Genomic DNA, 25,906 nt, shown 5'->3' with positions numbered 1-25,906 from the left:
CCAGGGCAGAGGAACGCCGAGGAATGCGGTGGCGCACGTTCCGTAGACTGCCCTAGGACGGGTCGGACGACTCCGTCCGGCCTCCAGCCAGACCATGACCACGGCAGCCCCCGTCTCGGGTTCGCCAGAACAAAGGAATCCTTGTGCTCCGTACCCACGAAGCAGGCACGCTGCGTGCCGCCCACACCGGTCAGACCGTCACCCTCACGGGCTGGGTGGCCCGGCGCCGCGATCACGGTGGGGTGGCCTTCTTGGACCTGCGGGACGCGAGTGGCGTCGCCCAGGTCGTCGTCCGCGACGAGGTGCTCGACGAGGGCGGGGCGCACGACCTGCGCAACGAGTTCGTGGTCAAGGTCGTCGGCGAGGTGCGCGAGCGCCCGGAGGGCAACGCCAACCCCGACCTGCCCACCGGCGAGATCGAGGTCGTCGCCTCCACCATCGAGGTGCTCAACCCCAGCGCGCCGCTGCCGTTCCAGATCGACGAGCGCGTCACGGTCGGCGAGGAGGCGCGCCTGAAGTACCGCTACCTCGACCTGCGCCGTCCCGGTCACTCGGCCGGTCAGGCGATCCGGCTGCGCTCCAAGGTCAACCAGGCCGCGCGCCGCGTCCTCGGCGACCGCGACTTCGTGGAGATCGAGACGCCCACCCTCACTCGGTCCACGCCGGAGGGCGCGCGCGACTTCCTCGTGCCCGCGCGTCTGGCCCCCGGCAGCTGGTACGCCCTGCCGCAGAGCCCGCAGCTGTTCAAGCAGCTGTTGATGGTCTCGGGCATGGAGCGCTACTACCAGATCGCCCGTTGCTACCGCGACGAGGACTTCCGCGCCGACCGGCAGCCGGAGTTCACCCAGCTCGACATCGAGATGTCCTTCGTCGAGGAGGACGACATCCTGGAGCTCGGTGAGGCGCTCGTCAGTGAGATCTGGCGGCTCATCGGGGTCGAGCTGACCACCCCGTTCCTGCGGATGACCTACACCGAGGCGATGGCGCGCTACGGTTCCGACAAGCCCGACCTGCGCTTCGGCCAGGAGCTCGTCGACTGCACGGAGTTCTTCTCGGACACCACGTTCCGCGTCTTCCAGCAGGAGTACGTCGGTGCCGTCGTCATGCCCGGTGGCGCGTCCCAGCCGCGCAAGCAGCTCGACGCCTGGCAGGAGTGGGCCAAGCAGCGCGGCGCCAAGGGCCTCGCCTACGTGCTCGTCGGTGACGACGGCACCCTCGGCGGTCCGGTCGCCAAGAACCTCACCGACACCGAGCGGGCCGGCCTCGCCGAGCACGTGGGTGCCAAGCCGGGCGACTGCATCTTCTTCGGTGCCGGCGCGGCCAAGTCGACCCGTCAGCTGCTCGGCGCGGCCCGGCTCGAGATCGGCCGCCGCTGCGGTCTGATCGACGAGTCGGCCTGGTCCTTCCTCTGGGTCGTCGACGCGCCGCTGTTCGAGCCGACCAGCGAGGCCGTGGCTGCCGGTGACGTCGCCGTGGGCGCCGGCGCCTGGACGGCCGTGCACCACGCGTTCACCTCGCCGAAGGCCGAGTTCCTCGACACCTTCGACACCGACCCCGGAGCGGCCCTCGCCTACGCCTACGACATGGTCTGCAACGGCAACGAGATCGGCGGCGGGTCCATCCGTATCCACCGTCGCGACGTGCAGGAGCGGGTCTTCAAGGTCATGGGCCTCGGCGAGGAGGAGGCGCAGGAGAAGTTCGGCTTCCTGCTGGACGCCTTCGCCTTCGGCGCTCCGCCGCACGGCGGCATCGCCTTCGGGTGGGACCGGATCGTCATGCTGCTCGGCGGCTACGACTCCATCCGCGACGTCATCGCCTTCCCCAAGTCCGGTGGGGGCTACGACCCGCTCACCGAGGCGCCCGCGCCGATCACCCCCGAGCAGCGCAAGGAGGCCGGGGTCGACGCCAAGCCCGCGACGGCAGCGGCGAGCCCCGAGGCCAAGGCGGTCAAGCCCGAGGCGGAGGAAGAGGCGAAGGCGAAGACCGACGGCCAGGGCGGCGAGGGGTCTACGGGAAACGTCGCGTCGCAGGCAGAGGCCGACGGCGAGGTCGAGACGCTCGGCGCGGACTCCGCGGACGCCGAGTTCACCGGCACCAAGGGCGGTGCGCAGCCGCCGTCGCGCACGCCTGCGTCGGTGCCCGGCGCGATGCCGACGCTGTGACGACGGGCGCTGCCCCGGCCGACCGCACGTCCGACGGGCAGCCCGAGCGCCCCGTCGCCGTCCTCTGGGACGCCGACGGGGTGCTGCAGCGACCGCACGGCGACTGGGCCGCGCACCTGCGCGGGATCGGCCGCAGCGGCTTCCTCGAGGCGATCATCGCCGCCGAGCGGCCGACGCTGCGCGGGGACGGAGACTTCCGCGAGGTCCTCGCGCAGGTGCTCGCGGATCGCGGCCGACCGGCGTCGGACGTGCCGCGGGCGCTGCTCGCCTGGGAACGCATCGACGTAGACCCTGCCGCGCTCGAGGTCGTCGCTGCGGTCCGCGCCAACGGCGTCGCCTGCCACCTCGCGACCAACCAGATGAACCACCGGCGCGACGTGATGCGGGGCCTCGGCTACGACGAGCTGTTCGACGAGCTCTACTTCTCCTGCGAGCTGGGCGAGGCCAAGCCGGACCCGGCCTACTTCGAGCTGATCCTGGACCGGCTCGGCCTTACCCCTGACCAGGTGGCGTTCGTCGACGACAACGCCCCCAACGTCGAGACGGCGCGGGCGCTCGGCATCCGCAGCATCCACCACGACCCGACCTCGGGTGCGCGGACGCTGCGCGCCGAGATGCGCGACCTCGGGGTGCTCCCGCCGCTGCCGTAGCCAGCCGGCCGCGAACCGGTCAGGCGTCGTGGATGCCGTAGCGCGTGTGCAGGCGCCGCATCCAGCCGGGCGCCCACCAGTTCCACCCGCCGAGCAGCGTCATGGTGGCGGGGACGAGGAGCATGCGCACGATGGTGGCGTCCAGCAGGATCGAGATGGCCAGCCCGGTGCCGACCTGCTTGATGATCATCACCTCGGCGGCGGCGAAACCGGCGAGCACGATGAGGATGAGCAGGGCGGCCGAGGTGATGATCTTGCCGGAGCGCTGGACTCCCTTGACGACGGCCTCCGCGTCGCTCGCGCCGTGCTCGTGCAGCTCGACGATCCGCGACAGCAGGAACACCTCGTAGTCCATGGCGAGCCCGAAGCCGAAGGCCAGCATGATCACTGGCACGAGCGTCTCGACCCCGCCGGTCGAGGTGAACGCCAGCGGCCCTTCGAGGGCGGTGCCCTCGAAGATGAGGGTGAGCGCGCCGAGGCTCGCGGCGAGCGAGAGGGCGTTGAAGACCAGCGCCTTCAAGGGCAGCGCCAGCGAGCCGGTCATCAGGAACAGCAGCACGATGGTGGCCAGCGCGACGACTCCGATCACGAGGGGCGCTCGCTCGCGGATCCCGGCGTCGTAGTCGAGGACCTTGGCCGCGGACCCGGTCACCCACGTGTCGAAGCTGGGCCGGTGCGCGCGCACCGCCGTGACCAGGTCGGCGCCGACGTCGTTGGTCGGTGTCGCGGTGTCGGCGCGGATCCCGACCGCGACGTAACCGCTCCCGATGTCTCGCGCAGGGTCTACCGAGGTCACGGCCGGGAGCGTCGGACGGATCCGATCGATCCACACCGTGGCCTGCTGCGGGGTGGCGCGCGCGACGACGGTGACGGCCGGCTCGCGCAGCGCGGGGAAGTCGCGCTGGATCTGCTCGTAGACGACCCGCTGCTCCGTGCCGGCCGGCAGCAGCGCCTCGGCCGAGGAGACCTGACGCATGCCGAGCAGAGGAGCAGCGAGGGCGAGCAGGCCGGCGATGACACCGACGACCACCAGGCGGTGGTGCCGCTGGACGAAGCGAGCCAGCCGGGCGAAGAAGCCCTCGTCGGTCGAGTCGTGCACCGCGCGCCGCACGATCCGCCGACCGGCCACGGCGCACAGGGCGGGGACGAGCGTGATGGCGACCAGGAGGGCTACCAGGACGACGGAGAGGCCCGCGACGCCCACCGCGCGGATCGTCGGGGACGGGAAGAGGACCATCCCCGCGATCGAGATGGCGACGGTGAGCGCGCTGAAGACGATGGTGCGGCCGGCGGTGGCCACGGTGGTGACCGTGGCGCGTCGGATCTGCTCGCGGGTCAGCTCGTGGCGCGCGGCCGTCGGCGCGAGGCCACCGACCTCCTCGCGGAACCGGCTCACCATGAGCAGCCCGTAGTCGATGCACAGTCCCAGACCGAGCAGGGTGACGATGTTGACGACCGCGGCCTCGAGATCCATGACGCCGGCGAAACCGAGCAGGGCCGCGAGCCCGCCGCCGATCGCGGCGATCGCCCCGACGATGGGGATGCCCGCAGCGATGAAGCCACCAAAGATGACCACCATCACCGCGAGACTGAGCGGCAGGGCGATGCCCTCGCCGCGGCGCAGGTCGGACTCGACCTGGTGGGTGACGGCGTGGGTGAGCGGGATCTGACCGCCCTCGTGGACGCTGGCTCCCGTGATCGGCGCGAACCCGGTGCGCACGGTGGCGGCGGCAGCGTCCACGACGGCGAGCCGGCGTGCGCCGCTGAGGTCACCCGTCACGCGCACCACGTAGGCGAGCGAGTCGGGCGGCGCGGTGAGTGCGATGACGCCGGCGACGCCGGGGCTCGCGGTCAGGCGGTTGCGCACGGTGGCTGCTGTCGTCTGGACGGCCGGGTCGGTGACGGGCACGTGGTCGACGCGAACGACGGCGCTCTCGCCGGCTCCGGGAGCGTCGGCGAGCAGCTCTGAGCCCGTGTGCGACTCCCCGTAGACATAGGCCTCACCGGTGGTGAGTCTGCTGAACAACGAGTCGTTCCCGAGCAGTCCGAGCGCCGCGCCGAAGCAGAGGACGACCAGCACGACCCAGCCGGCGAGGGTCGCGCGGGCGTGGCGCGCGACGACGCCGCCCAGTCGCTCCATCCCGGTCGCTCGCCCCACGACTCCCAGCCTGCCACTCGGGCGGTGGCCACGGTGAGTAACTAGCCAAATACGCTGTCAGAGGCGTCTGCCAGACTGGTCGGGTGGATGAGCCAGACCTGTTCAATGGGGCCGGCGGCGGTGCTCGCGGGGCAGCCGCCGGGGCTGGGAGCGCCGCGGCTGGGGGCGCTGCGGCGCCGCTGGCGGTGCGCATGCGCCCCCGCGCGCTGGAGGAGGTGCGCGGGCAGCGGGCGGCGCTGCGGCCCGGGTCACCGCTGCGCCGGTTGATCGAGGGTCACGGCGGCGCGGTCGGCCCGCTCTCGGCGATCCTCTGGGGTCCGCCGGGCACGGGCAAGACCACCCTCGCGCACCTGGTCGCGACGGCGGCGGGTCGACGATTCGTCGAGCTGTCGGCGATCACGGCGGGCGTGAAGGACGTGCGGGCGGTGATCGAGTCCGCGACGCGAGAGCGGGACCTCTACGGCCGCACGACGGTGCTCTTCCTCGACGAGATCCACCGCTTCACCAAGGCCCAACAGGACGCGCTGCTGCCCGCGGTCGAGAACCGCGTCGTCGTCCTGGTCGCGGCCACGACCGAGAACCCGTCGTTCTCCGTCATCGCGCCGCTGCTCTCGCGCTCGGTCCTGGTCACCCTCGAGTCGCTGGGCGACGACGAGATCGGTGAGGTGCTCGACGAGGCACTGGTCGCCGAGCGCGGTCTCGGCGGCACGTTCACCCTCGAGCCCGAGGCCCGCGAGCACCTCGTGCGGCTCTCGGGAGGCGACGCGCGCCGGGCCCTCACGGCGCTGGAAGGCGCTGCCGGAGTAGCCCTCTCGGCGGCTCCCGGTGGTGTCACCGCGACGGCCGAGGAGCCGCTGGTCGTCACTCTCGCGCACACCGAGCAGGCGATGGAGCACGCGGCGGTGCGCTACGACCGGGCGGGGGACCAGCACTACGACGTGGCGAGCGCGCTCATCAAGTCGATGCGCGGGTCGGACGTCAACGCGGCGCTGCACTACCTCGCCCGGATGCTGGAGGCGGGGGAGGACCCGCGCTTCATCGCCCGTCGCATCGTCATCGCGGCGTCCGAGGACGTGGGGATGGGCGACCCCACCGCGCTGCAGACGGCCGTCGCGGCCATGCACGCGGTGGCTCAGATCGGCATGCCCGAGGCGCGAATCATCTTGGCCCAGGCGGTGGTTCACAACTCGCTCGCCCCGAAGTCCAACGCCGCCTACGTCGGCATCAACGAGGCGATCGCCGACGTGCGCTCCGGTCGCGGCGGAGCCGTGCCGGCCCACCTGCGCGGCTCGAGCTATGCCGGGGCCGAGCGGCTCGGCCACGGCAAGGGATACCGCTACGCCCACGACGGTCCCGACGGTGTGGTGGCGCAGCAGTACCTCCCCGACGACCTGCACGGCAAGGCTGACTACTACCGCCCGACCGGGCGGGGCTTCGAGGAGCGGCTGGCGTCGCGCTGGGCGTGGCTGCGCGACCGGCTGCGCGCCGATCCGCGGTAGTGCCGCACGGTGCCGTTGCGGGTGAGCGAGGGCCTCGTCTCAGCGCGGCTCGACAGGCTCCGCCTCAGCGCGGCTCGACGGCCGTCCACGCGGTGCGCACGGCGTGCACGGCGTCGTCCTGGGTGAGGCCGAGGCGCATCATCGCGGTCGCGTAGGACCGTGCCGCGGCGGACGCCTCAGCCCGAGTCTCGCTGGGACGCAACGCAGCTCGCTCCTCCACCACGGTCCCGGTGCGGACCCGGCTGCGCACCAGCCCCGACTGCTCCAGCTCCTTGTAGACCCGCCCGACCGTCCCCGGGGCGAGCCCCAGGTCAGCGGCGAGCTGGCGGATCGGTGGCAGCCGGTGCCCGGCCGGGAGGGTGCCGGCCTCGATCATCTCGGCGAGCTGACCGCGCAGCTGCTCGAAGACGGGGACGGGTGACGCCTCGTCGACGTCGAGGATCACGACCGGCTCCCGTGGGTGCCCTCGGGGCGCGCGTCCTGGCATTTGGCGTCGGCCGTCGTCGTGTCGAGACGGGAGTCGGCAAGGGGGTCGCCCTGCCGGCCGGGCTCGCGCGTCGACGGGGAGAACGTCGCGATCCACCAGCCCACCACCATGGCGACCACCGTGATCACGAGATCCGTTGTGGGAGAGATCAGCTCGGCGATGTCGAGGTAGGCGGTCAGCGGGTAGGCCGCGGCAGCCACGGCGCAACCGGCGATCACGGTCAGCGACTGGCAGCGCACGGCGTCGTCCGCGTCGCGCAGGTCGCGGTCCGCGTAGCCGGCCGGACGGTCTACGACCTTGCGGATGGTGGCGCCCAGCACGGCCAGGCCGAGGGCGGTGACGACGGTCCACGAGGTCCACCGGACCATAGCGTCCTGGCGCAGCGCGGCAGCGAGGGACCAGACGGCCGCGACGACGACGGCGACGAGTACGCCGACCGCCAGGGCTCGAGCCAGCAGACCGACGTAGGTGCCGAGTCCCCGCGAGGTGAGGGTCGAGCTACGCCGGGCTTGTTGTGGGAGAACCGATCTCACGGCATCGGCGATGCGCCACTCCGCGACCAAGGCCCCGGCGAACCAACCGAGGAACATCGCCGTGATGCTGAGCGTCAGAGCCCCTTGGCTCAGCCCGTAGCCGATCCCCGCGATCACCCCCGCGGCGAGCCCCGCACGGCGCCACCGACGGACGACGGCGAGGCTGGCGGCGACGAGTGGGATCCCGTTGGTGGTGGGGATCCAGTGCTGACGGCGGGCGAAGCGCTCCAGCTGTGGGTGCCGGAGCTGGCCGGCGCCGGCGAGGGTGACGAGCAGGGCGCTCCCGACGACCAGAGCGGCGATGGCGATGAGGATGACTGCACCGAACATGTCGTCAGGATGGACCCTCTCGACCTCTTGTGTCAATGTGTCAGTGCAATGATATATTGCTGTCATGAGCTACCTCATCGACGAGCAGCAGTGGACCCAGGCCGAGGCCGTGGTGACCGAGGTCGATCAGCACGAGCGCCGCCGTGCGCGAACGTTTCTCGTGACGGTGACCGCCACCGTCGCGGCCCTGGTCGCAGCCTCTCTGCTGGGTGTCTTCGCGCCGCGGGTGTGGACCTCCGGAGGGGGCGGTGACGACATCGTCCGCGCCGAGCGGGACGTCGTGCGGCTGGACGCTCAGCTGGACAACCGCGGCGTCTTCCCGATCCGGGTCGTGGGTGCCTCGTCGCCGATGGCGGGCGTCGGTCGGGGGACGGTGGTGTCGAGCGCGCCGATCGGTGCGTTCGGTCACGGCAGCGTGACCCTCAACTACCCGATCGACTGCTCGGCCGTCCCCGCCTCGGTGCGCCAGCGCACGGGCGGTGTCGGCGGTGTCGGCATGGTCGCCGACGCCGAGGGGCGGACCCTGCCGGTGCGCGTCGAGGTCGACCGCCTCGGCCTGCGCACCACCCACGACGTCAGCCTCGACCTGCCGCTCATCGCCGACCTGGTCGCCGCTCGCTGCGCCACCGGCACCGGCACCGGCGCCGCGTCCGGCTCGTAGCCGCGGCGCCGGCGGACAGTGCCCCGGCGGTCGGGGCACTGACAGGCATGCCGACCAGGGGGTCTACCTGCGGGTGGTGGCGAGGGACGCCATGGTCGTGCCGCCGCGACCGTCCCAGCCGACCAGCGCGGTGGCGCGGCCGGTGAGCGCACGGGTGAGCGGGATGGCGATGGCACGCTTGCCGGAGCGCGGGAGGGCGACCGTGCCGGAGCCGGCGACGCCCGTGTCGTCCTGGACGAACACGTGCGCCGTGCCACCGGCGGCGGCGCGCACCCACACCGTGGCCGTGGCGTCGCGGACGTCGACCCGCTCGACCCAGGCACCGTCACGACGGGTCGAGGACGGACCGCCGGCGAGCGTGACCTTGTTGTCGACCGCCTGCGCGAGCGACTGCGGCGAGTCCAGCGAGGAAAGCGCCGTCAGCGGCATGATCGGCGCGGTCGGCGTGGTGGAGCGACCGGCGGGCGGCTGGTAGCCCTCGAGCATCGCCTGGCCCCAGCGGTAGGGGTCACCCTGCACGCCGCCCCAGACCGACCAGCCGATGCGGGTCTGCCCGGTCTTGTCCTGGGTGTCGGAGTCGTAGGGCAGGATGTTCAGCCCCATCCTGGCGGGGTCGATGGCCGAGGGGAGCTCGGACATCGGGATGGCTACCTCGGCGGTGTAGCCGGCGTAGGGCGTCGCCGTCGTGACCGCGAACTTCATGCCGGGTGCGGTCTCGGCGGCCGGACCCTGGTGGTTGTCGGCGTCGCGCAGCGCGCACGCCGGACCCTCGGCGGTGACCGGGATGATGGCCGCCTTGAACGTCGTCGAGGTGTTCTCCGAGGTCCCGCGCGGGTCGATGGCGATCTCGAGGGAGTCGGTGCGCCAGTGCCGCTTGCAGTCGTTGGTCGCGAGCCTGGTGCCCAGGGTGTCGTCGACCACCTTCGCCGGGATGTAGAGCGTGTCGCCGGACCAGGTGGCCCAGGCGGTCCCGGAGCAGTCGGCCGCGGACGTGCAGGCGGCGCCCTCCCACACCCGGGAGAGGTCCATCGCAGCGCCGGTGTACTCACCCGGAGACACGACGCCGTCGACCTTGGGCGCGGTGGTGGCCTTCGGGATCGTGGTGCTCGGCACCAGCTCGAGCGCCTGGTTGGTGGTGCTCGAGCCGGCCGCGCTCGTCGTGGTGAGCGTGTAGGCGTAGTCGCCGCCCGGGGCTCCCGTCTTGAGCGAGGTGTCGGTGTTGGTCACGGTGAACATCACCGTCCCGGTGCCGTGCGCCGGGATCGGCCCGTAGCTCACGCCGGTCGCCTTCGCGGTGAAGCCGGCCGGCGGCTTGATCGTCACGGTGCCCGACTGCGGGGCGTCGGTGGCGTTGGTGACGGTGACAGGGATGGTGCGGGTGCCGCCGCTGGCCATGGTGAGCACCGGGGCGACGATGCCGCTCAGCTGCGGCAGGTTCTGCGCCTTGGTCCAGCTCTCGAACTGCGCCACCTGGGGCAGCAGCTGCTGCTGGGCGGACACCGGCCTGGTGACCGTGAGCGTGCGCGCCGCGTAACCCCGACCCTGCCGGCTGGTGAGGTCCGCCGACACCCGCACGTGGCTGCCGCCGGCGGCGGACGCGGGCGCCGTGACGGTGAAGGTGAGGGTCCGGGTCTGACCGGAGCCGACTCCGTGCACCCGCTGCGGTGCGCTGACGGTCCAGCCGGCGGGCGCGGTGAGGGCCACCCGCACGTCGGAGAGCCCGCCGCGCGCGGGTCCGGTGACCGCGACCGAGACGGTCGAGGCGGCACCGGGTAGGACGGTGCCGGTGGGGCTGCTCACGCGCAGGCCGGTGCCGAGCGGCACGGTGCCGGCGGGCCGGGTGAGCGCCCCGGCGAGGGCGCCGTCGGACGCGGTCGCCGCATCCGTCCCCGGTGCGGGGTAGGGCACGCGGGAGTCGACCTGCGTGAGGTAGTCGCAGCCCAGCTGGGCCGGGTCGGCGGGCACGTCCGGGAAGCCGCCCCAGCCCTGGCTGACGTACTGACGCTGGGCGGCGCGCTCCACGGCCGCCCAGGTGCGTCCGTCGGGTGCGGTCGTGCCGCCGTAGACCCCGTAGATATCCTGGCTGGGGTCGGCAGGCACGGCGTCCTTGGCGCAGGTCGGGCCCAGCGCCGTCGTCCCGGCGAAGGTGCGCAGCAGCAGGCGCGACGGGCTGAACGCCTTGAGCCCCTCGCGGGTGATCTGCTCGGGGAAGCGCGTCGGGTCCCCGGCCGCGGCATAGGCCTCGATCGCGAGCCGTGCCGCCTCCTGGTGGTTGCCGTGCTGGCCGGGGGAGGGCGCGGGGTTCATCGTCATGATGACCTCGGGCCGGGTCTGGCGGATGATCCGGACCGTGCGGGCGAGGGTGTCCTCGTGGTCCCAGACCTGGGCGGTGAGCGGTTCGGAGACCGTGTAGTAGAAGTCGACCTTGTCGAGGTTGAAGACGTCGGTGATGCCGGCCATGCCGACGGCCCTGCGCTCCTCGGCCTCGCGCAGCAGCCCGAGCGCCGGGCCTTCCTGCGGTCCGGCCGCGTTGCCACCGCCCTCGCCGCGGGTCACCGTGATCACGCCGGTGCGCACGCCGTAACGCTGCTTCCACTCGCCGAGCGTCGACAAGGTGCCGGCCTCGTCGTCGGGGTGCGCGCCGACGAACAGCACGCCGAGGTCTACGGGGGTCCCGAGCGAGGTCTGCGCCCGCCCGGGTCCACGGTGGTCGACCGCGGCCCCAGCGGCCCCAGCGACCCCAACAGCCCCAGCAGCCGCAGCGCCACCGGGTGCCCCGGGAGCGGAGTCGGCGTGGGCGGCAGCGACGCCGGCCCAGGGCAGCAGGGCGAGGGTGGAGGCCAGGCACAGGGCTCGGGCGGTCGGACGAAGCGTCGGGCGAGAGGTCCGGCGGGGGGCACCAGCGGTGTACGACATTGTCACTCCTTGGTGGCGGGGGGAGGTGGGCTACTCGCGGACGGCGCCCTCGAGCATCCCGGCGATGAAGTGCCGTTGCAGGAACAGATAGGCGATCACGACGGGCAGCGCGACGAGGAAGGCGCCGGCGGCGAGGAGCGTGAAGCCCTGGGTGTACTGACCCTGGAAGAAGGCCAGGCCGAGGGGTGCGGTGCGCAGACCCTCGGAGGTGACCATGACCAGGGGGATCAGGAACTCGTTCCACGTCCACATGAAGACGAGGACGACGAGCGTGGTGATCGCCGGGCGTGCGAGGGGCACCAGCACGCGCCAGAGGATCTGCCAGCTGGACGCGCCGTCGAGTCGCGCGGCCTCGACGACCGAGCGGCTGGAGGTGCGGAAGTAGGTGCGCAGCCAGAAGGTGCCGAAGGCGACGGACTGGGCGATCTGCGGCAGCGCGATGGCCCAGATGGTGTCGGTGAGACCGATGGCGCGCAGGTCGTAGTAGAGCGGCACGACGATCGCCTCGGCGGGCATCATGATGCCGAGAAGGAACAGGTAGAACACGATGGAAGACCCGCGAAAACGCATGGTGCCCAACGCATATCCGGTCATGATCGACAGCACGGTGGCCACCACGACGACGAGGCTGGACACCAGCAGGCTGGTGCGCATGTAGGTCGCGAAGTGCCCGACGTCCCAGGCCTGGGCGAAGTTCGCGAGGCCGCCCGGTGCACCCGCGTCGGTGCCGAGCGCGGACACGAAGATCGTGAGCAGGGGGTAGAGCGCGACCAGCGCGAAGGCGATCAGGATGACGTAGTTGGCGAGCTGCTCACCGCGAGAGATGCGCACGGTCTACCCCCTGTCGCCGATGCGGGTGATGCCATAGGTGATGGCGAAGATGAGGACCGTGAGCGTGACGCCGATGGCGGCCGCGAGGCCGACCTGACCGAGCTCGAAGGCGCGGTGGTAGACCTCGTAGCTCGGGACCGAGGTCTGGTTGCCGGGCCCGCCCTTGGTCGTGACGTAGACCAGGTCGAAGGTCTTGAGCGCGGCGATGACGGTGAGCGTGAGGGCTACCGAGATCTCGCCGCGGACGGCGGGGTGGGTGACCGAGAAGAACTCGCGCAGCGGACCGGCGCCGTCGAGCCGGGCCGCCTCGTAGAGCTCGCCGGAGATCCGACCCATGCCGGCGAGCAGCAGCACGGTGACCAGACCGATCTCGAACCAGGTGCCGATGAGCCCGACCGCGGGCAGCGCGAACGTGTAGTCCCCGAGCCAGGCGCGGCCCAGGCTGCCCAGCCCGATCGCGTCGAGCAGCGCGTTCAGCGACCCGTCGGGGGCGTAGATCCGCCGCCACGCCACGGCGACCACGACCATCGCGACCACCTGCGGCAGGAAGATGACGGTGCGGAAGAAGGACAGCCCGCGCACCCGTGCCCGGTTGAGGATCGCCGCCAGCGCGAGCCCGATGACGAGCGGGAGCACACCGAAGAAGAACATCAGCACGAGCGCGTGACCGAACGCCTCGCGCAGCCCCACGTCCTGCACGACCTGGGCGTAGTTGCCGAGCCCCACCCAGGTGCCGAGGGTCAGCCCGTCCCAGTCGTAGAGCGAGATCTGGATGGCCCGCCCGAACGGGTAGAGCAGGAACGCGGCGTAGACCACGAAGCCGGGCAGCAGGTAGAGCCAGGCGACCGCCCGCGGCTCACCGGGCGGCCCGGTCTGGCGCACCCGGGGTGCGCTGTCGCGCGACACGTCGGCTCAGCCCTTGGCGGTGAAGGCCGAGTAGTCCTTCTCCAGCGTGTCGAGCGTCTGGTCGGGGGTGGCCTTCTTGGCGAGCAGGTCCTGCAGCGCGGCGCCGATCGTGTCGCTCATCGTCGGCGTCGCCCAGTCGAGGTAGGGCAGCAGCCCGTTGCTCGTCGTCGTGGTGTCGAACGCGGTGAAGACGGCCTGGCCGAGGGCGTTCGGCGCCTTCTGCTCCTTGGTGTCGACGACGGGGAGGTTCTCGGTCTCGGCGATGACCTTCATGGCCTCGGGAGTCGTGATGAAATTGATGAAAGCCGCTGCGGCGTCAGGGTTCTTGGCCTTGCTGGTGATCGAGAACGGCTGTCCCGAGGCGCCAGTCGTGTAGCTCGTGCCGCCGGCCTGCGCGGGCGGCGGCACGACGAACGTGACGTCGTTGCCCATCGCCTTGGAGATGTCCGCCTGCAGCCAGGTGCCACCGATCAGGTAGAGCCCCTGGCCCTTGGTGAACGCCTGCCAGGCCGGGTCGTAGCCCTGGCCGTTGAAGCCGTTGTTGAAGTAGCCCTTGTCGACCCAGTCGACCAGGGTCTGCATCGCCTTCTGGTTCTCCGGGGTCTTCCAGCTGGCGCCCTTGTTGCCGTAGCCGAGGGTGCGGATCACGTCGGGCTTGACGTCCTGGCCCTGGACGACGCCGAACACGTGGATGGCGGGCCACTTGTCGAGGTTGCCGAGCATGAGCGGCACCTCGCCCTTGGCCTTGGCGGTGGCGAGCGAGGACTCGAACGCGGCCCAGTCCTTGGGCATCTCCAGGCCGAGCGCCTTGAGCTTCTTGGTGTCGACGTAGAGCCCGACCACCTCGCCGACCTGCGGCAGACCGTAGAGGTTGCCGGAGCCGAACGTCTTGGCGTCGGGGGAGTAGGACACCACCGAGCGCAGCGCCTGGCTGTAGCGCTTGTCCCAGCCGTAGGCCTTCATCCACGGGTCGAGCGGGATGATCTGCTTGGCCTTGACGAACTCACCCATCTGCGAGCGAGTGTTGTTGGCCTGCACCAGATCTGGCGCGTCGTTGCCGGACAGGGCGAGGCGCAGCGTCTTGTTGAGGTCGTCGAACGAGCGGGACACCCGGTTGATCTTGATGTTGGGGTACTTCGCCTGGAACTGCGCGATCAGCTTGGTCAGCTGGGCGTTGCCACCGCCGCGCACCTCCTGGTCCCACAAGGTCAGGGTGACCTGGCCGAGCGAGGCCGCGTCGGTCTTGACGTCCGACGCGGGCCGGGCCGACGCCGACGGCTCGGACGTCGACGAGCCGGGGGCGCACGCCGCGAGACCCAGGGCGAGGACGACCAGCGAGGTGGGGAGGGCGGTGCGATTCATGGTGGCTCCTAGGCGTCGGACCAGCGGGCGATGGTGGCGGCGGCGCGGCGGGTCGCGCTGCTCGGGACCTGCGGCACCACAGCCTCGAGGAAGGCGTAGCGGCGCAGCAGGGCACGGTGGTAGGCGGTGTCGTCGCGCGAGGCCTGCAGCGCGTGCCACCAGTCGGCGATGTCACCCCAGCCGGGGGCCGCGAGCGAGCCGCCGAACTGCTGCACCGCGAGCGCCGAGCACAGGGCGCCGAAGGCGAGCCGGTCGGCGAGGGCCCACCCGGCGAGCGTCCCGAGGGTCACGGCGGCCCCGAAGACGTCGCCCGCGCCGGTCGCGTCGATCGACGGCACGCGCAGCGCCGGCACCGAGGCCTCCTCGCCGGTCGTGGAGTCGATGGCGAGGGCGCCGTCACCGCCGTTGGTGACGATCGCGAGCGGCACCCGGTCGGCGAGCGCGTAGAGCGCCTCGTGCGCGGACCGGGTGCGGGTGTAGGCCATCGCCTCGACGGCGTTCGGCATGAACGCGTGGCAGCGGTCGAGCTGGTCCAGGACCTCGCTCGACCAGGCGCCGGTGGCGTCGAAGCCGACGTCGGCGAACAGCAGTGCACCCTGCTCGTGCGCCAGGTCCACCCAGGTCGGGCCCTGCCGCTCGTTCTCGTGCGGGGGCACGAGGTCGAGCAGCACGGCGCGCGAGCGCGGCGGCGTGCCGATCATCTCGGTCGGGCCCTGCGGCGCGTCGTGGCCGTGGGTGATCATCCGGCGGTCGTCGTCATAGGACACGGACACCGTGACCGGGGTGTGCCAGCCCTCGAACCGCTTGGACGGGCCGAGATCGACACCCTCCTGGTCCAGCAGCGTCTTCCAGCAGAAGTCGCCGTAGTCGTCGTCGCCGAACGCGGCCGCGAGCGAGGTGCGCAGGCCGAGCCGGCCGGCTGCCACCGCGAGGTTGGCGATCCCACCGGGACACGACCCCATCCCCTCGGCCCAGACCTCCTCGCCGCCCGCGGGCATCCGGGGCAGGCCGGTGAAGATGATGTCGAGGAAGACCGTCCCCTGCAGCAGCACGTCGAACGGCGGATCGTCAGGGGCGCGGCGATCGGCCAGGGGGTCGAACTTCGACGTCTGCACGGGTGGCACGGGTGGGGGTCCTTGGGAGTCCTCGGGGTCGGCTGTGAGGTCATCATGTCCCCGTTCGGGCGCCACGGCAAGCATTGTCGCGCAACCAGCGATCAGTTCTACGCAGTCGTGCGCGGTGTTGCTTGCTACTGTCGGAGGGTGAAGGTCGAGCGGCACGAGGCCGTGCTGGTGGCCCTGCGCACGCAGGGCATGTGCAGCGTGCCGGGCCTCGCGGCGACGCTCGCCGTGAGCGAGGCGACGGTGCGCCGCGACCTCGCGGAGCTGGAGCAGCAGGGCCGGCTGCAGCGGGTCCACGGCGGCGCGACAGCCGTAGACCCCATGCACCGGCCCGAGGAGCCGGTGCCGTTCGCGCGGGTCGTGCTCAACGCCAAGCGGCAGAAGGAGGCGATTGCCCGCCGGGCCGCAGCGCTCGTGGCCGACGGCGACGTCGTCCTGCTCGACATCGGGACCACGACCATGCTGCTGGCCCGGGCGCTGCGCGGCCGCGAGATCACGGTGGTGACCTCGAGCCTCGCGGTCCTCGACGAGCTGCGCCACGACGACCACGTCGAGGTGATCCTGCTCGGCGGGGTGGTCCGCCGCTCCTACCACTCGCTCGTCGGCGTGCTGACCGAGGACGCGCTGCGGCAGGTGCGCGCGTCGATCGCGTTCCTCGGCGCGAGCGGCATCAACGCGGCGGGGGAGTTCCTCGACACCACCGTCGTCGAGGTGCCGGTCAAGCGGGCGATGATGCGGGCGGCCGACCGCACGGTGCTGCTCGCGGACCACACGAAGGTGCCCGGTCACGGGACGATCGTCGTCGGCTCGCTCGCCCTCGTCGACACGGTCGTCACCGACGACCAGACCGACCCCGCCGCCCTGGCGGGGCTCGGGGAAGGACTCGCTGAACACCCGGTGGAGGTGCTGATCGGATGAAGCTGACGATCCTGGGCGGCGGCGGTTTCCGCGTCCCCCTCGTCTACGGCGCGCTGCTGCGCGACACCCACGACGTGCGCGTGGACGAGGTGGCGCTGCACGACGTCGACGCCGCGCGGCTGGACGCGGTGGCCCACATCCTCGCTCAGCTCGGCGAGGGTCGACCCGAGGCGCCGACCGTCACGGCGACCACGTCGCTGGACGAGGCGCTGGAGGGCGCCGACTTCGTCTTCTCGGCGATCCGCGTGGGCGGTCTGGACGGCCGCACCGCCGACGAGCGGGTAGCCCTCGACCTCGGTATGCTGGGCCAGGAGACGACCGGTCCGGGCGGGCTCGCCTACGGCCTGCGCACCATCCCGGTCGCGCTGGACGTCGCCGAGCGGGTGCGGCGGCTCGCGCCGGACGCCTGGGTCATCAACTTCACCAACCCGGCCGGCATGATCACCCAGGCCATGCAAGGGGTCCTGCGCGACCGGGTCGTCGGCATCTGCGACTCGCCGATCGGGTTGGGGCGCAGGGCAGCTCGCGCTCTCGGCTATGCGCCGGAGCAGACCCGGTTCGGCTACGCCGGGCTCAACCACCTGGGCTGGCTGCAGACCCTCGTCGTCGACGGCCGGGACGTGCTGCCCACGCTGCTGGAGTCGCCCGAGCGGCTGCTCGGCATCGAGGAGGGGCGGCTCTTCGGCCCGGACTGGCTGGCCACCATCGGGGCCATCCCCAACGAGTACCTCTACTACTACTACTTCACCCGCGACGCGGTGGCCGCGATCCGCGGCAGCGCCGAGACGCGCGGTGAGTTCCTGCTCGACTCGCAGACCGCGTTCTACGAGAAGGTCTGTGCCGCACCGGACTCCGCGCTCGCGCTGTGGACGGCGGCGCGGCGCAACCGGGACGAGACCTACATGGCCGAGGCCCGCTCGGAGGGCGAGGCGCGCGACGAGACCGACATGGGCGAGGGCGGCTACGAGGGGGTGGCGCTCGCGATCATGGGTGCCATCGCCCGGGGCGAGCGGGCCTCGATGATCCTCAACGTCCGCAACCGCGGTGGGCTCGTCGGCCTGCCCGACGACGCGGTCGTCGAGGTCCCGTGCACCGTCGACGCCAGCGGCCCGGTGCCCCTCGTGCCGACGCAGCTCACCGGTCACCCGCTCGGCCTGGTCCAGCAGGTCAAGGCCGTCGAGGAGCTCGCCATCGAGGCCGCGATCACCGGGTCGCCCACCATCGCGCTCGAGGCCTTCGCGCTGCACCCGCTCGTCGACTCGGTCACCACCGCCGAGGCCCTGCTCACGGGCTACCGCGCCCGGATCCCCTCGCTGGACCAGGTGTTTCGCTGACCCTGACCCTGGCCGCGCCGTGACTCTGACCGGACCTGTCGAGACGGTGGCTACTCGGCGGGCTCGGCTGCTGCCTTCGCCTTGGCGGCGGCCTTGGCCTGCTTCTTGAACGCGCGGACGGCCTCGAGCGAGTCCTGGTCGACGACGTCGGCGACCGAGCGGGTGGACCCCTCCTCGGCGTAGGGGCCGATGGCCTCGCGCCAGCCGTCGGGCCGCACGCCTAGCTGCTTGCCGAGCAGCGCGGCGAAGATCCGGGCCTTCTGGTCGCCGAAGCCGGGCAGCTCCTTGAGGCGGCGCAGCAGCTCGCGGGTGTCGGGTGCGGTGGTCCACAGCGTCTCGGCGTCGCCGCCGTAGTGCTCGACGACGTGGGCGGCGAGCGCCTGCACCCGGCGGGCCATCGAGCGGCCGTAGCGGTGGATGGCCGGGGGCGTGGCGCACAGCTCCTCGAAGGCTTCCGGATCGGCGGCCGCGATGGTCGCCGGGTCCAGCGTGCCGAACCGCTCCGAGATCTTCCACGGCCCGCGGAAGGCGTGCTCCACGGGAACTGCTGGTCCAGCAGCATCCCGACGAGCAGCCCGAACGCGTCGCTCGAGAGCACCGCGTCGGCGGCGGGGTCCTGGGCGAGGATCAGCGAGGCGTGCATACCTGCAGCCTAGGAGCAGGCGCCGGACAACGGCGGAGAGCGGGCTGCGGCCTCCGGTAGGGTTGAGCGCGAAGGAGGGTGACGGAGCATGTGGGTCACGCCGACCGCCGGCACGGCGGCACGAGCTAGCTAGGGGCGACCGCCCCCGCTCCGCTGCGCCCTGCGCAGACCCGACCCTTCCGCTCTCGCCGTCAAAGGACTGCTCCGCCATGGAAACCGCTGAGATCCGCCGCCGCTGGCTCGACTTCTTCGAGCGCAACGGCCACACCGTCGTCCCGTCGTCGCCGCTGCTCTACGACGACCCCAACCTGCTGTTCGTCAACGCCGGCATGGTCCCCTTCAAGCCGTACTTCCTCGGCCAGGAGACGCCGCCCTTCCGACGCGCCACCAGCGTGCAGAAGTGCGTGCGGACCGGCGACATCGAGGAGGTCGGCAAGACCACCCGGCACGGCACGTTCTTCCAGATGAACGGCAACTTCGCGTTCGGCGACTACTTCAAGGAAGGCGCCATCCGCTTCGCCTGGGAGCTGGTCACCGGCTCGGAGGCCGAGGGCGGGCTCGGGTTCGACCCCGACTCGGTGTGGGTGACGGTGCTCGGCCCCGGCCACCACCCGGACTACCCCGAGGGCGACCGGGAGGCCTACGACCTGTGGCGCGCGATGGGCGTGCCGGCCGAGCGCATCCAGGGCCGCAGCCTGAAGGACAACTACTGGCACATGGGGGTCGACGGCCCCGGCGGGCCGTGTTCCGAGATCTACATCGACCGTGGTCCCGACTACGGCCGCGAGGGTGGGCCGGAGGTCGACGAGGACCGCTACCTCGAGATCTGGAACCTCGTCTTCGACACCGAGATCATCACCGACGTCAAGGCCAAGGACGACTTCCGGGTCGTCGGCCCGCTGCCCAGCCAGAACATCGACACCGGCATGGGCCTCGAGCGGGTCGCGCTGCTGCTGCAGGGCGTCGACAACCTCTACGAGATCGACGAGGTCTACCCGGTCATCGAGGCGGCCGAGCAGCTGAGCGGACGCCGCTACGGCCACAACGAGGCCGACGACGTCCGCTTCCGCGTGGTGGCCGACCACGTCCGGTCCTCGCTGATGCTCATCGGCGACGGCGTGACGCCCGGCAACGAGGGCCGCGGCTACGTGCTGCGCCGGCTGCTGCGACGCGCCGTGCGGTCGATGCGCCTGCTCGGTGTCGAGGAGCCGGTGCTGCCGGTGCTGCTGCCGGTCTCGAAGGACCGGATGAAGGCGTCCTACCCCGAGCTCGAGCGCGACTTCGGCCGCATCTCGACCATCGCCTACGCCGAGGAGCAGGCGTTCCGGCGCACCCTCGCGGCGGGCACCACGATCCTCGACAACGCCGTGACCAGCGCGAAGGCGTCCGGAGCGGGCTCGCTCGGCGGTGACGCGGCGTTCGCGCTGCACGACACCTACGGCTTCCCGATCGACCTCACCCTCGAGATGGCCGCCGAGCAGGGTCTGTCGGTCGACGAGGAGGGCTTCCGCCGCCTCATGGGCGAGCAGCGGGCGCGGGCGAAGGCCGACGCGAAGGCCAAGAAGCAGGGCCACGGCGACACCCACGCCTACCGCGAGATCGCGGACACGCTCGGTCGGGCGGTGCAGTTCACCGGCTACGACGAGGTCGTGTCCGAGGCGCAGGTCGCGGGGCTGCTCGTCGACGGCGAGGTAGCCCCCCTGGCCGGCTCCGGCACGGACGTCGAGCTGGTGCTCGACCGGACCCCGTTCTACGCCGAGGGCGGCGGTCAGCTCGCGGACGGCGGCACGATCGAGCTCGCCAACGGCGCGCTGGTGCAGGTCCGCGACGTGCAGAAGCCGATCAACGGCCTGATCGTGCACAAGGCCACCGTGCTGTTCGGCGAGGTGACGCCCGGGCTGGCGGCGCACGCGCTCGTCGACCTGGAGCGCCGGCGTGCGATCAGCCGCGCGCACACGGCAACTCACATGGTGCACAAGGCGATTCGTGACGCGCTCGGTGACACCGCGACCCAGGCGGGCTCCGAGAACGCGCCCGGCCGGTTCCGGTTCGACTTCAACGCGAGCGGCTCGGTGCCGCTGTCGGTCATGCGCGACGTCGAGTCCGAGGTCAACGCCAGGCTCCTCGAGGACCTCGAGGTGCGCGCCGACGTGATGACCCAGGCCGACGCCGTCTCGTCCGGCGCGATGGCGCTGTTCGGCGAGAAGTACGGCAACGAGGTGCGGGTCATCTCCGTCGGCGACTGGGCCCGCGAGCTCTGCGGCGGCACCCACGCGCAGCGCTCCGGCCAGCTCGGCGTGGTCAAGCTGCTCGGCGAGGCGTCGATCGGCTCGGGCGTGCGCCGGATCGAGGCGCTCGTCGGCTCCGACGCCTACGACTTCCTCGCCCGCGAGTCCGCGATCGTCGGTCAGCTGACCGAGCAGATCAAGGCCCGCCCCGAGGAGCTGCCCGAGCGGATCTCCTCGATCCTCACCAAGCTCAAGGACGCCGAGCGCGAGATCACCACGCTGCGCCAGCAGCGCGCCCTCGCCGCCGCGGCCGAGCTCACCGCGCAGGCCAAGGACGTCTACGGCGTGACCTACCTCGGCCACGAGGCCTCGGAGGGCACCACCGGCGACGACCTGCGCGCGCTCGTGCTCGATCTGCGCCAGCGCCTCGGCACCGACCGGCCCGCCGTGGTCGCGGCGGGCACCGTGGCCAAGGGTCGCCCGGTCGTCATCGTCGCCACCAACCCGGCGGCGCGCGAGTGGGGCATCAAGGCCGGCGAGCTGGTCCGCGTCGCGGCCCAGACCCTCGGCGGTGGCGGCGGCGGCAAGGACGACCTCGCCCAGGGCGGTGGCCAGGACCCGGCCAAGCTCGGTGAGGCACTCACCCAGGTCGAGTGGCGCGTCGGCGCCAAGGCGACCCAGCGGTAGTGCTGCCTCGCGGGACTCGGCTCGGCGTCGACGTCGGCAGCGTGCGGGTCGGGGTCGCCTCCAGCGACCCCGACGGGCTGCTCGCCACCCCGCTCGACACCCTCGCCGGGTGGGACCCGGCCGGCCCGGGTGACCAGCCGGCCGTCTGCGCGCTGGTGGAGCACGTGCGCGCCCTCGGTGCGCGGGTGGTCTACGTGGGGCTCCCGCAGGCGCTGTCCGGCGCCGAGACCGCGTCCACGGCCGCGGCCCGCCGCTACGCCGCCGCGCTGCAGCAGGCGCTGGGCGACGACGAGGGACCCGTCGAGGTGCGCCTCGTCGACGAGCGGCTGAGCACCGTCACGGCGAGCGCCCAGCTGCGCGCGAGCGGGCGGTCGGCCCGCCGGCAGCGTGGGGCGATCGACCGGCAGGCGGCCGTCATCATCTTGCAGTCGGCCCTCGACGTCGAGCGCGGTCGCGGCGAGCGGGCCGGGTTGGCCGTGGGCGGCACCGCGACGCAGGGAGCGGCCGTCGCACCGACGCCGGTCGAGAAGCCGGTCAAGAAACCGCGCAAACCACGTCATCGTTGACCCGTTCGAGGCATCCGCGTGGGTAGTCTCGGAAGCCAGAGCAGCGCGGCGACCAGCGGTCGGCGCTGCCCCGATCGGCAGGAAGGTCAGCGTGAGCGAGCAGCAACTGTCCGAGGACATCTTCGGCGGGGCGCCGGCCAGCACCGGTGCCACCGGCGGGTCCTCGGTGCCGCCCCGACGCAAGCGCTACGGCAAGTCGCGGGCGCTCGCGGCGCTGCTCGTCACGGTGCTCGCGCTCGCCGGCTGTGCGGCCCTCGCGCTCACGGTGCTGCGCCCGATGGTCTCCGACCTGCTCGGCGGACCGGCCGACTACACCGCCTCGGACGTCAGCACCAAGAAGGTCACGGTGACGATCCCCGAGGGCGCGACCGGCGCGAAGATCGCTGAGGTCCTCGCCGAGGCCGGGGTGATCAAGGAGGCCGCCGCGTTCACCGCCGCGGCCCGCGACAACGCCAAGGCCGCCTCGATCCAGCCGGGCAACTACTCGCTCGCCCAGCACCAGCCGGCGGCCACCGCGCTCGTCTGGCTGGCCGACCCGGCGCACCGCATCGTGAGCGGCGTGACGATCCGCGAGGGCCTGCGCGCCAGCGAGATCTACGCGACCTTGTCGAAGGCGACCGGGCACCCCATGGCGGACTACACGACGGCCGCCAAGAACGCCGCCGCGCTGGGGCTGCCGGCGAGCGCGAAGGGCAACGTCGAGGGCTACCTGTTCCCGTCGACGTACGAGTTCTCCGCCAAGAACTCGGCAGCCGACCAGCTCAAGACGATGGTCTCCCAGACGACCTCGCAGCTGCGCAGCCTCGGCGTCGCCGACGCCGACATGGAGCGCACGATGATCATCGCGAGCATCGTGGAGTCCGAGGGCAAGCTCGACGCCGACAAGGCCAAGATGGCGCGCGCCCTGATGAACCGGCTCGAGCAGGGCATGCCGCTGCAGCTGAACTCGACGATCTCCTACGGCCTCGGCAAGCGCACGCTCGACGTGAGCGAGGCCGACATCGCCAACAAGGACAACCCCTACAACACCTACGCGCACCCCGGCCTGCCGCCCGGACCGATCGACAACCCCGGTGCCGCGTCGATCAAGGCGACCATCCAGCCGGCGCAGGGCACCTGGCTCTACTGGGTCACCGTCAACCCCAACACCGGCCAGACGGTGTTCTCCACCAGCTACGCCGACCACCTCAAGGCCGTGAAGCAGTACCAGCAGTGGTGCTCGGACCACAAGGGTGTCTGCCACTCGTAGAATGTCCCGCATGCTTCACGCAGCCGTGCTCGGACGACCCATCGCGCACTCGCTGTCCCCGGTGATGCACGAGGCCGCCTACGCCGCCCTCGGGCTGGGCCAGGCCTGGGACTACGGGCGCTACGACGTGGGGGAGAGCGAGCTGGTCGACTTCGTCGCCGGCCTCGACGAGCAGTGGCGCGGGCTGTCGCTGACCATGCCCCTCAAGGAGGCGGCGTTCGAGGTCGCCGCCCCCGTCGAGGAGGTGGCGCAGACGGTCGGGGCGATCAACACCCTGGTGCGGCTCGCCGACGGCGGCTGGTCGGGCCACAACACCGACGTGCACGGCGTGCGCGCCGCGCTCGCGGCCCAGGGGATCGTGAGCTGCCGGCGCGCCCTCGTGCTCGGCTCGGGTGCGACCGGTCGGTCGGCGTTGCACGCGCTCACCAGCCTCGGCTGTCACGAGGTCACCTTCGCGGTGCGCGACCAGGCGCGCCCCGACACCCTGGCCTACACCTCCGCGCTCCAGCTCGACGTGCGGGTCGTGTCGCTGGCCGCAGTCCCGGCCGAGGTGGGCGACCACGACCTCGTGGTCAACACCTTGCCCGGGTCGGCCGCGGACGCGGTCGCGGCCCGGCTCGACCGAGTCGTCGCCGGCAACGACGTGCCGCTGCTCGAGGTGATCTACGAGAACTGGCCGACGCCGCTCGCGCGCACCTTCGCCGCCGGTGGCGCCGTGGTGGTCTCCGGGTTGGAGATGCTGGCCCACCAGGCCGCCGAGCAGGTGCGCCTGATGACCGGGCACGAGGCACCGGCCGAGGTCATGCTCGACGCGGCCTGGGCAGCCGTCGGCGGGCGTCCGACGCTCGTCTGACGGCGCCGGACGGAGCGGCTGAGACGTGCTCCGGGCCTGCGGCCCGGACGTGGGAGACTGACCGGCATGCTGCGTTGGTTGACTGCTGGTGAGTCCCACGGCCCCGCTCTGGCGGCCACGATCGAGGGGCTCCCCTCCGGGATCGACGTGACGAGTGCCGACATCTCCGACGCCCTCGCCCGACGCCGTCTCGGTTATGGGCGCGGCGCGCGGATGAAGTTCGAGCAGGACGTCGTCGAGATCATGGGCGGGGTCCGGCACGGGGTCACCCTCGGCAGCCCGATCGCCATCCGCATCGCCAACTCCGAGTGGCCCAAGTGGCAGACCGTGATGAGCGCGGACCCGGTGAGCGAGGCCGACTACGCGGCGAGCAGCGACGTGAACGCCGAGAAGGAGATCGCGCGCAACAAGCCCCTCACCCGCCCGCGCCCCGGCCACGCGGACCTCGTCGGCATGCAGAAGTACGCCTTCGACGACGCCCGCCCGGTCCTCGAGCGCGCGTCCGCCCGCGAGACCGCGGCCCGGGTCGCGCTCGGCGCCGTCGCCGCCGCGTTCCTCGAGCAGGCCTACGGCATCCGGCTGGTGGCGCACACCGTCGCCATCGGCACCGCCGAGGTCGGCGAGGACGAGCCGCTGCCGACCCCGGACGACGTAGCGACGCTGGACGCCAACCCGGTGCGCTGCCACTCCGCCGCGGCGACCGAGGCGATGACCGCCGAGATCGACGCGGCGCACAAGGACGGCGACACCCTCGGCGGCGTCGTCGAGGTCGTCGCCTACGACGTGCCGCCGGGCCTCGGCTCGCACGTGCACTGGGACCGGCGGTTGGACTCGCGCCTCGCCGGCGCGCTCATGGGCATCCAGGCCATCAAGGGCGTCGAGGTCGGTGACGGCTTCCGCACCGCGCGCCGCCGTGGCAGCGCCGCCCACGACGAGCTCGAGCGCGACGACCAGGGCCGCATCGTGCGCCGCACCGGTCGCGCGGGCGGCACCGAGGGCGGCATGTCCACCGGCGAGGTGCTGCGCGTGCGCGCGGCGATGAAGCCCATCTCGACCGTCCCCCGCGCCCTCGACACCGTCGACGTGTCCGGCGCCGGCGGCCCCGCCAAGGCGATCCACCAGCGCTCCGACGTGTGCGCCGTCCCCGCGGCCGGCGTCGTCGCCGAGGCGATGGTCGCCCTCGTGCTCGCCGAGGCGGCGCTGGAGAAGTTCGGCGGCGACTCGGTCGCCGAGACCCGGCGCAACCTGGAGGGCTACCTCGCGGCCATCCCCGAGGCGATGCGCTCGTTCGAGGGCGCCCCGTGATCGTCCTCATCGGTTTCATGGGGGCGGGCAAGACCACGATCGGCCGTCGTCTCGCCGCCCACCTCGGCGCGGAGTTCGTCGACAGCGACCACGTCATCGAGGAGCGCATCGGCTGCACCGTGCAGACCTTCTTCGCCCGCGAGGGCGAGCCGGCCTTCCGTGCCCTCGAGGAGCAGACCATCGTCGAGCTGCTCGACGGGCCACCGTGCATCCTCGCTCTCGGCGGCGGCGCGATCGGCAGCACCGCGGTGCGCGATCGGCTGGCCGACCACGAGGTCGTCTATCTCCACGCGCCGCTGGCGGAGGTGCTCACCCGGGTCGGCGGCGACGTCTACCGCCCGATGCTGCACCGCCCCGACCTGCAGGGGCTCTACGACGGGAGGCTCGAGGTCTACGAGTCGCTGGCGTCGATCACTGCGCAGACGGGCGGCCGCGACCCCGGTCAGGTCACCGAGGAGGTCCTCGCCGCGCTCGGCTCGCTCGATCGCTCCGGGGCCGGGGAGGGGG

At 72.2% G+C, this 25,906-nt stretch carries 19 protein-coding genes and 2 pseudogenes; 12 read left to right on the top strand and 9 right to left on the bottom strand.

Annotated features, from left to right (window positions below):
* Window positions 1–143: 143 nt before the first annotated feature.
* Both aspS and MM440_RS04315 read left to right on the top strand, forming a co-directional pair.
* Window positions 144–2,162 (top strand): aspartate--tRNA ligase, encoded by a 2,019-nt coding sequence (gene aspS, locus MM440_RS04320; protein WP_241442527.1) that lies wholly within the window; start codon window positions 144–146, stop codon window positions 2,160–2,162.
* Window positions 2,159–2,812 (top strand): HAD family hydrolase, encoded by a 654-nt coding sequence (locus tag MM440_RS04315; protein ID WP_241442518.1) that lies wholly within the window; start codon window positions 2,159–2,161, stop codon window positions 2,810–2,812. Before aspS ends, MM440_RS04315 begins: the two co-directional genes overlap by 4 nt.
* Window positions 2,813–2,831: 19 nt before the next feature.
* On the opposite strand, the gene MM440_RS04310 is transcribed toward MM440_RS04315, so the two are convergent.
* On the bottom strand, window positions 2,832–4,970 hold the full coding sequence (locus tag MM440_RS04310) for an MMPL family transporter (protein WP_241442503.1): 2,139 nt from the start codon (window positions 4,968–4,970) through the stop codon (window positions 2,832–2,834).
* A gap of 83 nt (window positions 4,971–5,053) precedes the next feature.
* Between MM440_RS04310 and MM440_RS04305 the strand changes: the two genes are divergently transcribed.
* Window positions 5,054–6,469: a replication-associated recombination protein A gene (locus MM440_RS04305; protein ID WP_241442501.1), complete on the top strand. Its 1,416-nt coding sequence runs from the start codon at window positions 5,054–5,056 to the stop codon at window positions 6,467–6,469.
* Window positions 6,470–6,533: 64 nt separating this feature from the next.
* Here MM440_RS04305 and MM440_RS04300 read toward each other — a convergent pair whose 3' ends face one another.
* Window positions 6,534–6,914: a GntR family transcriptional regulator gene (locus MM440_RS04300; protein ID WP_241442499.1), complete on the bottom strand. Its 381-nt coding sequence runs from the start codon at window positions 6,912–6,914 to the stop codon at window positions 6,534–6,536.
* Complete coding sequence (locus MM440_RS04295) at window positions 6,911–7,819, bottom strand: hypothetical protein (RefSeq protein ID WP_241442490.1); 909 nt, start codon at window positions 7,817–7,819, stop codon at window positions 6,911–6,913. The genes MM440_RS04300 and MM440_RS04295 overlap by 4 nt, the downstream gene beginning before the upstream one ends.
* Window positions 7,820–7,883: 64 nt before the next feature.
* Here MM440_RS04295 and MM440_RS04290 point away from each other — a divergent pair, with 64 nt between their 5' ends.
* Window positions 7,884–8,480, top strand: a complete 597-nt coding sequence (locus MM440_RS04290) for a hypothetical protein (protein ID WP_241442482.1) — start codon at window positions 7,884–7,886, stop codon at window positions 8,478–8,480.
* A gap of 63 nt (window positions 8,481–8,543) precedes the next feature.
* On the opposite strand, the gene MM440_RS04285 is transcribed toward MM440_RS04290, so the two are convergent.
* Genes MM440_RS04285 through MM440_RS04265 form a run of 5 tightly spaced genes read right to left on the bottom strand, consistent with a single transcriptional unit; the run spans window position 8,544 to window position 15,619 of the window.
* Entirely contained in the window at window positions 8,544–11,396 is a 2,853-nt protein-coding gene (locus MM440_RS04285; RefSeq protein WP_241442480.1) for a sugar-binding protein, read from the bottom strand.
* Between the two features lie 30 nt (window positions 11,397–11,426).
* On the bottom strand, window positions 11,427–12,227 hold the full coding sequence (locus tag MM440_RS04280) for a carbohydrate ABC transporter permease (protein WP_241442478.1): 801 nt from the start codon (window positions 12,225–12,227) through the stop codon (window positions 11,427–11,429).
* A gap of 3 nt (window positions 12,228–12,230) precedes the next feature.
* Window positions 12,231–13,133 (bottom strand): carbohydrate ABC transporter permease, encoded by a 903-nt coding sequence (locus MM440_RS04275; protein WP_241442469.1) that lies wholly within the window; start codon window positions 13,131–13,133, stop codon window positions 12,231–12,233.
* Between the two features lie 6 nt (window positions 13,134–13,139).
* Complete coding sequence (locus tag MM440_RS04270; protein ID WP_241442467.1) at window positions 13,140–14,495, bottom strand: ABC transporter substrate-binding protein; 1,356 nt, start codon at window positions 14,493–14,495, stop codon at window positions 13,140–13,142.
* 8 nt (window positions 14,496–14,503) lie between these two features.
* Window positions 14,504–15,619 carry a carbohydrate kinase family protein gene (locus MM440_RS04265; protein ID WP_241442465.1) on the bottom strand — a complete coding sequence of 372 codons (1,116 nt, stop codon included), beginning with the start codon at window positions 15,617–15,619 and terminating at the stop codon, window positions 14,504–14,506.
* 138 nt (window positions 15,620–15,757) lie between these two features.
* Between MM440_RS04265 and MM440_RS04260 the strand changes: the two genes are divergently transcribed.
* Together MM440_RS04260 and MM440_RS04255 are read left to right on the top strand one after the other, a co-directional pair.
* Window positions 15,758–16,534 (top strand): DeoR/GlpR family DNA-binding transcription regulator, encoded by a 777-nt coding sequence (locus MM440_RS04260; RefSeq protein WP_241442463.1) that lies wholly within the window; start codon window positions 15,758–15,760, stop codon window positions 16,532–16,534.
* Complete coding sequence (locus MM440_RS04255) at window positions 16,531–17,868, top strand: 6-phospho-beta-glucosidase (protein ID WP_241442461.1); 1,338 nt, start codon at window positions 16,531–16,533, stop codon at window positions 17,866–17,868. Before MM440_RS04260 ends, MM440_RS04255 begins: the two co-directional genes overlap by 4 nt.
* Before the next feature lie 50 nt (window positions 17,869–17,918).
* On the opposite strand, the pseudogene MM440_RS04250 reads toward MM440_RS04255, so the two are convergent.
* A pseudogene (locus MM440_RS04250) lies at window positions 17,919–18,511 on the bottom strand (HhH-GPD-type base excision DNA repair protein).
* A gap of 209 nt (window positions 18,512–18,720) precedes the next feature.
* Here MM440_RS04250 and alaS point away from each other — a divergent pair.
* The 6 genes and pseudogenes from alaS to MM440_RS17570 all read left to right on the top strand — a co-directional run.
* Window positions 18,721–21,426 (top strand): alanine--tRNA ligase, encoded by a 2,706-nt coding sequence (gene alaS / locus MM440_RS04245; RefSeq protein WP_241442459.1) that lies wholly within the window; start codon window positions 18,721–18,723, stop codon window positions 21,424–21,426.
* On the top strand, window positions 21,426–21,992 hold the full coding sequence (gene ruvX, locus MM440_RS04240) for a Holliday junction resolvase RuvX (protein WP_241442457.1): 567 nt from the start codon (window positions 21,426–21,428) through the stop codon (window positions 21,990–21,992). Before alaS ends, ruvX begins: the two co-directional genes overlap by 1 nt.
* 91 nt (window positions 21,993–22,083) lie before the next feature.
* Window positions 22,084–23,241 (top strand): endolytic transglycosylase MltG, encoded by a 1,158-nt coding sequence (gene mltG / locus MM440_RS04235; RefSeq protein ID WP_241442455.1) that lies wholly within the window; start codon window positions 22,084–22,086, stop codon window positions 23,239–23,241.
* Between the two features lie 10 nt (window positions 23,242–23,251).
* Entirely contained in the window at window positions 23,252–24,094 is an 843-nt protein-coding gene (locus MM440_RS04230; RefSeq protein ID WP_241442453.1) for a shikimate dehydrogenase, read from the top strand.
* A 66-nt stretch (window positions 24,095–24,160) separates the two neighbouring features.
* Window positions 24,161–25,399, top strand: a complete 1,239-nt coding sequence (aroC, locus tag MM440_RS04225; RefSeq protein WP_241442451.1) for a chorismate synthase — start codon at window positions 24,161–24,163, stop codon at window positions 25,397–25,399.
* Window positions 25,400–25,416: 17 nt separating this feature from the next.
* Window positions 25,417–25,812, top strand: a pseudogene (locus tag MM440_RS17570) (shikimate kinase); the annotation flags it as partial.
* Window positions 25,813–25,906 lie beyond the last annotated feature (94 nt).

The organism is Arsenicicoccus piscis, from assembly GCF_022568835.1.
Lineage (GTDB): Bacteria > Actinomycetota > Actinomycetes > Actinomycetales > Dermatophilaceae > Arsenicicoccus > Arsenicicoccus piscis.
The sequence above is the reverse complement of the archived record's forward strand: the minus strand, read 5'-3'. Positions and strand labels throughout refer to the sequence as shown.

Bases quoted from the DNA above. Each gene is read 5' to 3' on its own strand.
- MM440_RS04295 (WP_241442490.1), bottom strand. From the start codon at position 7,819: ATGTTCGGTGCAGTCATCCTCATCGCCATCGCCGCTCTGGTCGTCGGG.
- MM440_RS04290 (WP_241442482.1), top strand. From the start codon at position 7,884: ATGAGCTACCTCATCGACGAGCAGCAGTGGACCCAGGCCGAGGCCGTG.
- MM440_RS04285 (WP_241442480.1), bottom strand. From the start codon at position 11,396: ATGTCGTACACCGCTGGTGCCCCCCGCCGGACCTCTCGCCCGACGCTT.
- MM440_RS04270 (WP_241442467.1), bottom strand. From the start codon at position 14,495: ATGAATCGCACCGCCCTCCCCACCTCGCTGGTCGTCCTCGCCCTGGGT.
- MM440_RS04255 (WP_241442461.1), top strand. From the start codon at position 16,531: ATGAAGCTGACGATCCTGGGCGGCGGCGGTTTCCGCGTCCCCCTCGTC.
- alaS (WP_241442459.1), top strand. From the start codon at position 18,721: ATGGAAACCGCTGAGATCCGCCGCCGCTGGCTCGACTTCTTCGAGCGC.
- MM440_RS04230 (WP_241442453.1), top strand. From the start codon at position 23,252: ATGCTTCACGCAGCCGTGCTCGGACGACCCATCGCGCACTCGCTGTCC.
- aroC (WP_241442451.1), top strand. From the start codon at position 24,161: ATGCTGCGTTGGTTGACTGCTGGTGAGTCCCACGGCCCCGCTCTGGCG.